Source organism: Paraburkholderia sp. FW306-2-2C-D06C, from assembly GCF_058781505.1.
Genome location: NZ_JBYSWU010000016.1, coordinates 1 through 13713, shown reverse-complemented (window position 1 = coordinate 13713; position 13713 = coordinate 1). Strand labels below are relative to the sequence as shown.

General features: G+C 59.8%; 8 protein-coding genes. 6 read left to right on the top strand and 2 right to left on the bottom strand.

The annotated features are described in order from the left end of the window. Positions 1-14: 14 nt before the first annotated feature. The 6 genes from AC3WLT_RS14465 to AC3WLT_RS14440 all read left to right on the top strand — a co-directional run bounded on the left by AC3WLT_RS14465 (position 15) and on the right by AC3WLT_RS14440 (position 10572). Positions 15-2285, top strand: a complete 2271-nt coding sequence (locus tag AC3WLT_RS14465) for a type VI secretion system Vgr family protein (protein ID WP_492592405.1) — start codon at positions 15-17, stop codon at positions 2283-2285. A gap of 74 nt (positions 2286-2359) precedes the next feature. Further along, positions 2360-2983, top strand: coding sequence for a hypothetical protein (locus tag AC3WLT_RS14460; protein ID WP_492592404.1), 624 nt, complete (start codon positions 2360-2362; stop codon positions 2981-2983). Positions 2984-3000: 17 nt separating this feature from the next. Next, a complete protein-coding gene (locus AC3WLT_RS14455) occupies positions 3001-4278 on the top strand; it encodes a hypothetical protein (RefSeq protein ID WP_492592403.1) in 1278 nt (425 codons plus the stop codon). A gap of 12 nt (positions 4279-4290) precedes the next feature. Further along, positions 4291-8889: an RHS repeat-associated core domain-containing protein gene (locus AC3WLT_RS14450; protein ID WP_492592402.1), complete on the top strand. Its 4599-nt coding sequence runs from the start codon at positions 4291-4293 to the stop codon at positions 8887-8889. Positions 8890-8893: 4 nt separating this feature from the next. Further along, entirely contained in the window at positions 8894-9235 is a 342-nt protein-coding gene (locus tag AC3WLT_RS14445) for a hypothetical protein (RefSeq protein ID WP_492592401.1), read from the top strand. Between the two features lie 239 nt (positions 9236-9474). Beyond that, complete coding sequence (locus AC3WLT_RS14440; RefSeq protein WP_492592400.1) at positions 9475-10572, top strand: YVTN family beta-propeller repeat protein; 1098 nt, start codon at positions 9475-9477, stop codon at positions 10570-10572. A 530-nt stretch (positions 10573-11102) separates the two neighbouring features. Here the strand turns inward: AC3WLT_RS14440 and AC3WLT_RS14435 are convergent. Together AC3WLT_RS14435 and AC3WLT_RS14430 are read right to left on the bottom strand one after the other, a co-directional pair. Next, complete coding sequence (locus AC3WLT_RS14435) at positions 11103-11471, bottom strand: hypothetical protein (protein WP_492592399.1); 369 nt, start codon at positions 11469-11471, stop codon at positions 11103-11105. A gap of 585 nt (positions 11472-12056) precedes the next feature. After that, the gene (locus AC3WLT_RS14430; RefSeq protein WP_492592398.1) at positions 12057-13034 is read right to left on the bottom strand and encodes an exonuclease/endonuclease/phosphatase family protein; all 978 of its coding nucleotides are present in this window, start codon (positions 13032-13034) and stop codon (positions 12057-12059) included. Between the last annotated feature and the right edge of the window lie 679 nt (positions 13035-13713).

The window sequence follows — 13713 nt, the reverse complement described above, 5'->3', positions numbered from 1 at the left end:
CAGGAGACGCATCCGTGTCACGCATCTTTACGTTGGACAGTCCGCTGGGAGACCAATTGAAGTTCCGCAGCTTGTGCGGCGACGAGGAGCTGGGCCGGATGTTCGAGTTTCGCATCGACGCGCTCGCCGACAGTCATAGTCTGTCGCTGCAAGCGCTACTGGGCCAGTCGGTCACCGTGCATATCGAGGAGCAGGGCGGCGCGACGCGCTACCTGAACGGCGTGATCGCGCGGGCGTCGCTTGCCGGACGCGATGCCGCGCGCCACTACCGTTACGAACTCGTCGTGCGGCCGTGGTTGTGGCTCGCGACGCGCCGCACGGATTGCCGGATCTACCAGATGCGCAGTGTGCCGGAGATCGTTCAGGAGACGCTCGCGCCGTATGGCTTCCAGATCGAGAACAGGCTGACCGACAGCTATGCGCCACGCGAGTATTGCGTCCAGTACAACGAGACCGACGCGGATTTCGTCTCGCGACTGATCGAGCATGAGGGCATCTACTATTACTTCGAGCATGCATCCGGCAAGCACACGCTGGTGCTGTGCGACGCGATGTCGTCGCACCATCCGTTGCCGGGATACGCAAGCATCCCGTACCTCGGTCACGACCGGGCGACGATCGCTGACGAAGAACATATTGATACATGGGTGCCTGCGAAAGAAATCAACGCAGGGCGGCACGAGGCCGACGACTACGATTTCACGAAACCGCGAGCCGATTTGTCGGTGCGCCGGGCCGATCCTCGCGGGCACAGCCATGACAGCCTGCCGGTCTACGAATGGCCGGGCGGATATCGCGACGACGCGCACGGCGAGCGATACAACCGCGTGAGGCTCGAGGAACTGCAGTCCGAACATGAGCGTGCGGCCGGACACACGAATGTCCGCGGCGTCGCGCCAGGGTATCTGTTCACGCTGAAGAACTGTCCGCGCGACGATCAGAACCGCGAGTATCTGGTGGTTCGATGCAGCTACCGCTTCCAGGAAAACGTGTACGCGAGCGGCAGTGACGACGAGGTGATGCACGACACGCAGCTCGTCGCGCAGCCGACCAGCCTGCCGTACCGTTCGCAGCGCGTGACGCCCCGACCCCGCACCAGCGGCCCGCAGACCGCGGTCGTGGTCGGCCCGCCGGGACAAGAGATCTGGACCGACCAGTATGGGCGCGTGAAGCTGCAGTTCCAGTGGGACCGGTACGGGCAGCGCGACCAGAACTCATCGTGCTGGATCCGGGTGTCGAACCCATGGGCGGGCAGCGGGTTCGGGGGCGTCCAGATTCCGCGCGTGGGCGACGAGGTCATCGTGGATTTCCTGAACGGCGATCCCGACTATCCGATCGTGACCGGGCGCGTGTATAACGGCGAGCGGACGCCGCCGTGGGGGCTGCCGGCGAGCGCGACGCAAAGCGGGATCCTGTCGCGCTCGACACCCGGCGGCACCACCGAACACGCGAATGCAATGCGCTTCGAGGACCGCAAGGGCGCGGAGCAGCTGTGGATGCATGCGGAACGCAACTTCGATGCGGAGACCGAGCAGGATCACACGCTGTCGGTCGGGCACGACCACACGCATACGGTCGGCAACGACGAGACGATGCAGGTGAAGAACAACCGGCAAAGGAGCGTCGGATTGAACGAGACGGTGAACATCGGGCAGCATCGGGTTGCGCAGATCAGGGGGAATGAGACGCATGGCGTGGGAGGGAATCGCAGCGTGTCCATTGAAGGCGACAGTACGCACACCGTTGCAAAAGGCAATCACAGCCTCGCGGTGGTGAGCGGCACACATGACGTTTTCGTCCAGGGAGACAGCACGCATGTCGTCGGCGCGGGCTCGTATGCCGCGCTAGTCAAGAAAGGAAATTATGCGGTCGAAGTTGCGAAGGTCGCGTCGATGGTCGCATGCGATTGTGTCGTGATGGGCGTCGAAAAGAGCGTTGTATCGATCAACAAGGAAAAAGTCGGCGTATCCATTGACGGGACGGGTAGCGATCTCGGTGTCGGTATCGTAGGTCGCGTCGGCGGCGTGAGTATCGCCGGAGATGGCAAGGGCGTGGACATCTCCGGCCTTAATCAAGGAGTCAAGATCTACGGCGAGGACGATCTCAAGCTTGCAGGCAAGGCGACGGCGAGTCTGCAGGCGCCGAAGATCTATATCGATAACGGCACGGACAGTTGTGAAGTCAATGTCACGGCGACGAAGATCGTCCTCTCGACGAAGGGCGGCTCCGTCACGCTCGACGGTTCGGGCGTGACGATCCAGGGGACGATTGCCCATATCAATTGATTGCGACGGAGTGGCCGGGTGTCGATGGCCGCTTGCCGGATCCCTGGTTGCATTTGACGCATAGGAGACGTTCGATGGAGAACGAAGCGGAGCAGATGACGATCGACGAGGCGCTTGAAGCGGACACCGTCAAGGCATTGCGCCGGCTGTTCGAGAACGATGCGGTGCCGGATCCTTCCCCGGCGGTCGAACGTAACGAGTCGTCGCCGCTGATCGGCGAGGTGACGGATACGCACCATCCCGATGCGATGGGGCGGGTTCGCGTGAAATGGTCGATGCAGGACGGCAACACGTGCGAGCGTTGGCTCGAATGTCTGGATGGCGTGAAACCAGGCATCGGCGATCGCGTGTTGTTGCAGTCGCCGGCGAACTGGCCCGGGTATCTGGTCTCCGGCCTGCTGAGGCGGACAGGCCGCGGCGAGCCGGTCGAGCCAGTCGTCGAGCCTGCCGTGGCGCTCGCGCTCGAACCGGACAAATGCGTGCAGGTGTCGGATGCGTCGGGTTGTCCGCTGTTGCAGGTGCGTGCGTCGCCGGACGGACCGGTCGTGACGTTGCTGAACCGGAACGTGAATATCGAAGTCGCCGGCAAGCTGCGGCTGAGCGCGCAGACGCTCGAACTCGAAGGCGGCCGCGGCGGCGTCGACATCCGGACGGAAGCGGACACCGTCGTGCGCAGCCGGTATGTCCGGTTGAACTGACAAGGAAGCGCGCCGTCATGCATCGCGAGTTCGCCGCCATCGAATCGTCGATCGAAGCATTCGTCGAGCAGCCCGACGATCCGACGCTGCTGCTCGAGATGACCGACAACGACGTCGTGCCCGTGCTGAAGATGCTGCAATCGCTCGATCAGCGAGTCGGCGATGCGATTTTCCTGACCTTTCCGTTTCCATGCGACGCGGCCGACGCGTACCTGCAGAAGTGCATGGAGGTGCTCGCCCGTCAGATCGACGAAGAGAACCGGGCGCGTGTCGAACGCGGCGAAACGCGCTGGCCGTCGTTGCCACTGACGTGCATCGACCCGAGGCGGGCGCTCGCGGATCGGCTGCGTGAAGCCGTCATGCACGTTCGCGGGTTGGTGCCGGAAGGTGCGAAAGTCGTTTGGGCATGGTTACCGTCGTCGATCGCCGATGTCGGCGGCTTCGCGAAGATGGTGCTGCACTTGCTGGCGCTGAACGGCTTCGAAGACTGGACGGAAGGGCATCGCTTCTGCATCCGCGACGATCGAAATCATCCTTGCCTGATTCCGCTCGCTAGAGAGAGAAGGGCGGAGCATGTATTGATACTTCCCGTGGACTTTTCGTCCGGGAAAGCGGCCCGCAACCTGGTCGACGTCGCAAACGATGCGGCGCAGCCGATCGCGCAGCGCATGGGGGCGTTGATGCAGATCGCGGCGATCGACCTCGCGCACGGCAGGCTGCCGGACGCACAGCGCAAATATCACGCGCTCTTTGCGTTTCATGCCGGGCGGCAGGATGCGACGGGCTGCGCAGTGGCGTTGCACGGCCTGGGCGACGTGGCGTTGCGTCAGGGATCGCCGCGCGACGCGAAGGAGTGGTATGTGCGGGCACTGCCCGCGGCGCTCGACGGCCGCAATCTGCTCGTCGTGCTCAATTCGCTGATGGCGGTTGGCAATTGCTGCAATGCGCTCGGCGAGCATGCAAAGGCGGCAGTCTATTTCGATCTGGCGAGCGGCGCTGCCGGCAGGTTGATGCTCGTGCATACGAAGATCGAGGCGATGGAGAAGGCCGGCGTCGCGCTGCTCGCGTGCGGCAAGGCGGCGGAAGCCGCGAAGAGCTGGCTCGATGCTAAGGGGTTGTGCGAGCAGTTCGGTTGCGAACGGCAACGCTGCAACATGCTCGATCGGCTCGTGTCGTTGTATGCGAAAGCCGGCCTGAAAACCGAGGCAAAAGCGTACGAGCTGGAAAAGGATCCGCTTTTCGCGGCTCGACAGCGGGGAGCTGCGGCGGCCGCTTTACACGATAGCCGGATATGAACGGGCACGGCGATGAGTGATTCGGAAAACCGGTTGATACGCGCATCCGATCCGCCTGCGAGCGGCAAGACGCAATCGGAATCGAAGGTGAACACCGCGTGCGACGCGCTCCTCGACACGGCTCGGTCGACCTATGACTCGTTCAAGCAAACGTTCTCATCGGATGGAAACGCGTTTCATCACGTCAGCGAGGCCGTGAATGCGCTCGCTTCGTTGCAGGGCACGCCGTCGCAGTTGCTCAATACCGGCATCGCACAGATACCACTGCTCGACAAGATGCCGGGGATGCCGGCTGCCGTCATCAGCGCCCCGCATCTCGGCACGCCGCATGCACACGATCATCCGCCCAGCGACGGTTTTCCGTTGCCAAGCATCGGTGGGACGATCGGCAGCGGCTGCTTGAGCGTGCTGATCGGCGGCATGCCTGCGGCCCGCGTGCAGGACATCGGCATCGCGCCGACGTGCGGCGGACTGACGCCTTATTTCGACATTCAAACGGGTTCGAGCAATACGTTCATCGGCGGGATGCGTGCGGCGCGCATGGGGATCGACATGACGCGGCACTGTAATCCGATGGGGCATGCGGGGAAGTCCGGCGAAGAAACAGAGGGGGCTGCCGAGAAAGGCGAAGAAGCGGCGAGCGAGGCCGCCGAGGTGACGAGCCGGGCACGCTGGATGGGGCGGGCGGGCAAGGCGTGGAAAGTCGGCAATGCGGCCGTCGGGCCGGGGTCCGGTGTGGCGGGTGCCGCCGATGACGTGTCGCAAGGGGAGGGCCTGGCTGCCGCGATGATGGTCGCGCAGACCGCTGCGGATCTGGGAGTGATGCTGCTGAGCAACATGATGGGCAAGGATCCGGGTATCGAGCCGAGCATGGGCATGCTGATGGACGGCAACCAGACGGTGCTGATCGGCGGGTTTCCGATGCCGGATTCGCAGGTGATGTGGCATGGCGTCAAGCATGGGATCGGGAAGAAGGTGCGGCCGAAGCTGCCGAAATGGGCGCAGGAGCTGGCCTGTGAGTTCAGGGGGGAGCCGATCAGTGCCGTCACCGGCGAGGTCAAGAACGATTTCACGGACTATGAGACTGACGAGGTCGTGCCGTTCAGGTGGGGGCGTCACTACTGCAGCGGCTGGCACGAGCGGGATGGTGTGCTGGGATACGGATTCCGGCACGCCTGGCAGCGCGAGCTGCGGTTGCGGCGCACGCGGGCCGTCTACACCGATCCACGCGGAACGGAATACACCTTCAGCATTAGGGCGGATGGGACATATGGCGGCTGCTGTCAGGGCTACGAGATCGAGCAGCTTGACGGCCGGCGCTTCATCGTCCGGCATGAGGTGGAGGGTGACCTGGAGTTTGAGCAATTCCCGGAAACGGACCGGTCCGCCCGCTGTGTGGGTCATGTCCGCGATGGGGCGCGTAGCGCCCTGCACTGGAACGAAGATGGGCGTCTCCAGAGAATTACGCAAGCCGACGAGCGAGGTCAGACCCGGCGGGTGATCGGATTCGGGTATGACGGGTGCGGGCGGATCCTCGAAGTTGTGCTGACGGACGTCGACGGTCGCATCAACCGCATTGCCCGGTACGCCTACGATGCGAGAGGCTGTCTGATCAGCTACCGCAATGCGCTCGATGCGTCAGACGCGTATGAATACGATGCGCAGCGTCGCATCGTACGGCTTACCAATGCGAACGGGTACTCGTTCTTCTATCGCTATGACGGCGTGGGTCGCTGTGTGGAAAGCACTGGGCAGGACGGGATGTGGCACGTCCGATTCCAGTACCACCCGGGGCGCACCATCGTGACCGAGGGCGATGGCGGTAAGTGGACAATCCTGTACAACGAAGTGGGGACGATTACACGCGTCGTTGACCCGTATGGGGGGGCAGCCGAGTATGTGCTCAGCGTAAACGGCTGCATTGCGAAGGAGATCGATTCAGGCGGTCACCCGCTGTGGTGGCTGTATGACGCGCGAGGGCGCAACACGGGACGCGTGGATCAATGGAAGAATCTTTGGCCGACGAAGGATGATGCGCCTACGCTTCCCAATCCCTTGGCGCACATTGTGCCTGGTACGCCATTGGCGTTGCAGTGGGGAGGCGCCTCGCGAGCAACGCCGGCCGATTCGCTGGTTCTTCCGCCGGAAATCGCCACGCTGGCGAAAGCGGTATTTGCGGACGATGAGCCTACCGGTCCGGCTAGGCAACGTCGCGACGCTGCGGGATTCGTAATCGAGCGTACGGACGAGTATGGCAAAACCGAGCGCCTGCAACGCGATGCAGAAGGCCATGTCGTCGGTCATAGCGACAAGGATGGACGAAGATTATCCCGTGTTATTACATCGTGGAATTTGCTCGAGAGTGAGACGGATCCGGTGGGCAGTACGGTACGGTACCGGTATACGAGCAAGCGGAAGATCGCAAAGCTGATCGATGCGAACGGCAACGAGAGCAACTATACGTACGATCTCAGGGACCGGATGACTAGCGTCACGCGTCACGGCATGCTGCGCGAGACGTATGTTTATGATGCGGGGGGGCGACTGATCGAGAAACGCGATGGCGCCGGCAAACTCTTGCTGCGCTTGGAAGTTGGCGAAAACGGCTTGTACCGGAAACGCGTGCTTTCGACGGGCGAAACCCACACATACGAATATGACGCGCGCGGTAATTTCACCAACGCGTCGACGGATGCGTTCGACGTCACCCTCACGTGCGACACGCGCGGTCGCCGCACCAGCGACAAGCGCAATGGCCGAGGCGTGGAACATACCTACGTCGACGGGAGGCAGTCGAGCACTGCATACTTTGGTCGATTTGCGGTGCGCTACGAAGCGGGCGTCGACGGTGAGCGCCTCATTTACCCGCCGGCTGGCGGAATACAGCGGATCACGCACACGTCCGATCGCAAGATCTTGCTGCGTCTCGGCAACGGCACGAATGCACTCGCCGGATTCGACGTCGACGGGCGATGTACGGGTAGGCTCGTCTGGCGAGAAGGTGAAGTACCGCGTTGCGTCGCGTATCGATACAGCGCAACCGGTGAGCTACGGCGCGTCATCGACCATTCGGGAACCGTCATCGAATTTACGTATGACGATGCGCACAGGCTGATAGGGGAAACGCGAGACGGATGGCCCGTGCGTCGTTTCGAATACGACCCTGGTGGCAATCTGCTGTGTACGCCCGCGGTTGGTTGGACGCACTATGCCGAGGGAAACCGGATTGCAGCAGCATCGACCGGCATATTTCGTTATGACGACCGCAATCATCTGGCCGAAGAGATCGGTCGGGACGGTCGTCGGACGCGCTACCGCTACAACGGCATGGACTTGCTTGTAGAGGTTGCATGGAGCGATCGGCGAGAGACTTGGACTGCGGAGTACGACGGCTTATGCCGGCGTATCGGGAAAGCAACCGGGTCGGTGCGCACGGAGTACTACTGGGATGGCGACCGTCTAGCTGCAGAGATCGGTCCGGACGGGAAGTTGCGGATCTACGTCTATGCAAACGAGACTTCATATCTTCCGTTTATGTTTGTCGACTACACAGGATATGACGCCGAGCCCGAATCGGGTCAGGCGTATTACGTGTTCTGCAATCAGGCGGGGCTGCCAGAGCAGATCGAGGACGGAGCGGGTCTGGACGTCTGGCGAGCGGCGGAGATTGATCCTTATGGACTGGTTCGCGTCGCGGCGGGCAATGCGGTCGAGTACGACCTCCGCTGGCCGGGACATTGGTTCGACGACGAAACGGGGCTACATTACAATCGGTTTCGTTCTTATAGCCCGACGGCCGGGCGATATTTGCAATCGGATCCCAAAGGGCAAGCGGGCGGAATCAATCTGTACGCGTATGCGTCCAATCCGCTCGTGCAGGTCGATGTGCTGGGGCTTCAACACGGCGGAGCGAACGCAGGCGCAAACGAGGTCCCGGACCCCTTCGAAGAGCAGAGAGAATCGGTCGAGCATCAGTTGGCGGAATTTGAGGACTTCCTTGATTTCGACTCACGACTGCCCGAGGACGAGCTTGAGTCTCTCGACAGGCTTTACCATCATTTAGATAAACTTGCTGGCGAGGGATCGCCTGTTCAAGTATTCGATAACATCGATGATTTTAATCGAGCAGCAAACGCGGCCGAGCCCAATACAACGTACGTTTATGAGGGTTACTCTTGGGAGACGGATGGATTGGGGCGTGTCATTTCGGCTGGCGGAGAAGTAAAAATAGCGCAGCTTGATGGCCGATCCGGTACAGATGGTGTGAGTACGGGTAGCATTGGGGCAGGGCCGGATGCTCAATCCGGCGATATCGGGTTTCACTTGATTGGCGATCAGTATGGCGGGCCGACTAACCTGCTCAATGTCGTCCCAGGAAATGGGATGCCCCAAAACGGGTTGCCGAATCTTAATCAGGGTCGTTTCGCGTCCTGGGAAAGCTTAGTGAAGAACATGAGGCTAGACCCGGCGAACCACTCGGTAGAGATGCGGGTGCAGCCACAGTACTATGCCCCCAATAATACTACGCGACCAGATGCTTTTATTGCCTCTTATCGCGTAAACTCCGGTAACTGGGTAACAACCATATTCCGCAACCAAGCGGGGGGGTGATTCGATGGAAATGATTGATTTGCAAAATAAATTTGCATCTCATGTTGCAAACTCAATGAGGCTGGCATGGGATGAGATTCGGATTCACTATGAGAATGCTCTGATCAATGAGGAGCGTAAAGAGGTGTATATTGCAACGTTTACATTCAATAGTATCAAGCAAGATCTAGATCTTTCGCTCGAGGCGTTGGATATTTTGGTGGATTTAAAGCGTTGTAAGCCGAAGAGCCAATCCGACGAATGGATTTGGTTTGAATTTTTTATCGACAAAACCGGTAAATATAAATTTGACTATAAATATAGTGATCCTCCCCTGATAATGCAACAGATAAAATACTCTAAGTAGGCTCGCCCGGCGGGCGATTTTGATCGCGTTTGCTCTGCTGCATCGAATGGATGGGCTCTTTTTGAACCACGCCTCATTTTCCACCCCTACACCGTGCTTTAGAACTGCCGGCGGGCCCGTTGCGTCAATTCGGGAAAATCTCCTGCCCGATGTCTGTTGCCAAACGATCCTCCGATGGACTACTTTGCTTGAATGACGCGAGCTTTCGCGGCGCAGCGTTTTCACCACGGAGTACAACAATGCTGGAGACACGGTTTCGTATCAAAACGCCACGATGCTCCCTCGCGTTCGCTGTCACCGCTACCGCCACCGCCGCCGTGGTCACACTCGCATTCGCCGCGAGCATGGCCTACGCTGCAACCCCAACGGCCTACGTGACGAGCGAGAAGGCAGGTGTCGGCGTGATCGATCTGGATCAGATGACGCTGACAAAGACGTTGCCGGTCGGCGCTGACGGTCCGCGTGGCCTGAGTCTGAATCCGGACGGCACACGGCTTCTGGTGGCCAATAAGAATACCGGCGACCTGGCGGTTATCGACACGGCTTCGGGTCAGGTCGTGCAGCGCGTGAAGATCGGCAAGAACCCCGAATATGTGCGCGTGCACAACGGCTACGCGTACGTGACCTACGAGCCCGGCGACGAGGGCGGCCCGCCCGCGGCCAACAGCAAACCGGGTGCCGACGACGATGACGCCAACAAGCCGCCCGCGGAAATCGCGATCGTCGATATGAAGACATGGCGCGTGATACGTTCGGTGACGAGCGGCCACGAAACCGAAGGCATCGAATTTTCACGCGACGGCAAGACGATGCTCGTCACCAATGAGGGCGACGATACGGTCTCCGTCTACCACGCCCGCACGGGCGCGCCGGTCAGAACCGTGAAGCTCGCGGCAGGCGGCCGTCCGCGCGGCATCCGCTTGTCGCCCGACGGCAAGGACTACGTGGTGACGCTCGAATCGCTGAGCAAGTTCGTGGTGATCGATGCGCGCACGTTCCAGGTCGTCAAGACCGTCGATACGAAGCTCGGGCCGTATGGCGTGGCGTTCGGTCCCGACGGCCAGCGGCTCTTCGTCGCCGCGGCGCGCGACAAGACGGTCCAGGTTTTCGACGGACACAGCTACGAGCATGTCGCCGACGTACCGGTCGGACAGCGCTGCTGGCACTTCAGCTTTACGCCGGACGGCGCGAAGCTGCTGGTGGCATGCGGGCGCTCCGATGCGGTCTACGTACTCGACGCGCGGAACTACCAGCTGATCAAGCAGATCGGCGAACTGCCGCTCGCATGGGGCATCGTCACCTATCCGCATAGCGACGGCTCGATCGAGTCGCATTGATCGTCCGTCGCGCGTGAGTTGATGACGTGCCGATCACGCGTCGTTTGACTCACGCCCGTCGCCCTCATCGCGCTACTTCCATGAATCTGGCCGAGCTGTTTTCGGTTTCGCGACCGACCGTATACCGAACGCTCGCTCGTCAGCCAGGCGCCGCATAGTGCCGAGAAGGCACCGCCACTTATGGAGAAATTGCGCGGTATGGAGCCCGTCGAGGTGTCGCAGGATTCGCAATATATGCGACACGGAGCTGCGCGCTCGGCGTCTTCCTGAAAGGCTCAGTTCCGCCAGTAAGCGCCATTCGCCTGTAGGTCACGCGAACATTCAGACGGCGGCTCTGCACCTGCAACCGGTCATCAGGCCATCGTGGATACAGACGCCTGAATCGAACGCGCGACTCGGTTTCCTGATCACGTTCTCTTAACGTCCCGCTTCACGGACGCGACGCTTGCGTCGCGTCCACTGCAAGCAGTCGTTGGGCCGTCACCGCTTAGCCGGTTGCGAACATTCACATGGTCGTGCTGAATTTCGACCTACTGAAACTGGATGTCATCAACGTTGAAGGCGATCAGAGATGCGCAAGAAGCTTCACCCTTGTAGGTGTTGCACTCAAGCGTAATCACTTCGCGTTCTTTCACGATCAAGCACGATTGCAAGTACATACAGGTTCTGATGCCGCCCTTGAGCCAAATTTCGGCATGGTCAAGCACGACATTTGCATCATGGACTAACTTGGCCGTGGCACCTTGATAGTCTCCATCACCATTTCCCAAGATCATCCTCCCCATGATTACCCACTTGCCGCCCCCCACGAGTTCTATCTTTGCGACGATGGTATCCGCAAAATTATTCAGCCACGCAGTGCCCGGATTGGACGTTGTAACCGCTAGCTTAGCTCCCATGACTATCTCCTCTCAGGTTGAAGTTCGGCCGGGTATTCGCAGAAACCGTGCCATCGTTGCGGCATCTCCGGCACACATAGAGGGCACACGTCGCGCGTCCCCCGGACGTATGCCCCCGATGTTTCAAGACTGAAACGCAATAAGTATGCGAGGCGTTTGTGGATCGTTCTTCGCTCGGAAACAGATGGAAATCAGCTGGGTATTCCGCATTGCTGCTGGCAAAAATTAGTCAGTTTTGAAACAGGTTCTGCCAGCGCGTCGGGGTGCTGTTGCATAAATCGAATTTGAGGACAGTCCGCGAAATTTTCAGCAATAGTCAAGCCACCCAACAGACTTTCTACACATGGCCGTTGAATTCCCAGCGATATGCTTAACTCCGAACCACCAACCTTCAAAGTTGTTTCAATTTTGATACGCCGACCACGACACACACCAAGACCAAGAGGAAAGTGGGACAACAGCGCCCGATTTTTCGCCGGTGAGAAAATGTTCGCATGCTGTTAAGGCTTGTTCGACGAGACCACATGGCAAGTCTGATCAGTGCCAACGGTCAAGATTAGCCTAGTCAGCGGAGCTGGAGCCATTTCATTCCACCACCAGTTGTGCCGCAACCCCTGCGTGATCCGACGGCCACAGGCCGCTCGAGGTTCTACTCGCCTGACTTGCGCCGAACAAGGCAATCCTCTGCACATTGACATTGCCCAGAGTCAGTATTAAGTCAGTTCTCTGGTATAGCTGGGATAGGGCGTTATTCACGAGTTGCGCTTGGCAGCACGTGAATCCGGGAAGGAACGGATAAGTCACCGACCAAGCGTCCTGATAGCCGGCGGCAATGAAATCCGTGTATGTAACGTCCTGCGGCGGCGGGGCGGCTTGTGCATTGGAATCCATGGCCAGGATCACCGGCAGCGCCGTCTTTGCCGGCCCGTCACGCAATTCAGCGCCTTGAAGCTCACGAATGTGCGGGTCCGCAGATTCGAGATGTGTGCCAATGAAGCGGAACGCCTTGTTGTTGAACTTGGCGTCCACGGAAACCCAGGCCCTCGGTAGCGGCACAGTGCCGATCGGCGTCTGGAAGAAAACTTTGTTCGCGAACTGCCCCGACCGTGGATTGGTCCATTGGAAACGCGACGGATCGAGATCGGTGCGGGCGAGAATCACCACCTGATTGACGACCTGCACGCACAGATACGTGGAGGGCAATATCAATCCCGGCGTCGGCGGAAATGCATACTGCGTTGCCCGCGCGGCGACGAGATAGTGGGCTCCCTGAGCGATCAGCGCATTGAGCAGTTCCTGCACCATGTCGAATTCCGGCATAACCGGCCCGCATGTCGAGGTGGCCTGATCGAACGGCCCGGAAGACCACTGGTCCAGTTCCTGCAAGCTCACCAGCGCCGGGCCGGCAGCGATGATCTGCTTCGCCACCGCTCGCATGCGCTCAGTGGGATTGGTCGCGCGTACCTGGGTGATCGTCTGCCCCACGGCGACGAGGAACTCCTGAAATCCCGATGCCCGAGCCAATTCCTGGTAATCCGTGCCTTCGTCCACGTTGTAGGTCATCACCCGCAGATCGCCGTCTCCAAGCGAGAGCGATTGCGCATATACGGACACGGGAACGCCGGCAACGAATAGAAGCAGACATAAGAGCCAATGGCGTAACGGTTTCATCGTAGTCTTCCTTTCTCTCACCACATGTTTCTGATTTTTCCTGTGCTCGACATTCGAACCCGGGATGGCATGACTTAGCTAGGTAGACTCGCGAATGGATTGGCTAGTCGGCATGAAGCAACATTCGTGCTGACGTCGACACGACAAGGGTTCCCGCGTTCAGACCGCCGCGGGGGGCTGATTTCGAGCCAAAGCTGATTCACGGCTGAAACGGTGCCACTGGGCGACTGAAGGATTGCACGAACGTCGCATTCGGAGCGGTTACGGCCGATCGCGTCGGGCTGGAATCGGCCAGGAACGGCCGGTCGACACCCTCGCGTAAATCGTCGACAATCACCTGCGGAAGTTCGAAGCAGGCTTGGATTCAACCCGACCGGTTCGACATCGAACTTCCGGATTCGGCCAAAGCCATCATTCTCGTGGAGGCTGAGAACGTCCGTTTTCTCTCTACTTCAAAATCGGACGTGTGTGTGGCTGAACTCCGACGGAAATTGCACATTCAACGCCTTTAAACTGCGCAAACCCTTGTGGAATTGTAATTTTCATCTGGTAAAGGCCTTTCTTTAGGATA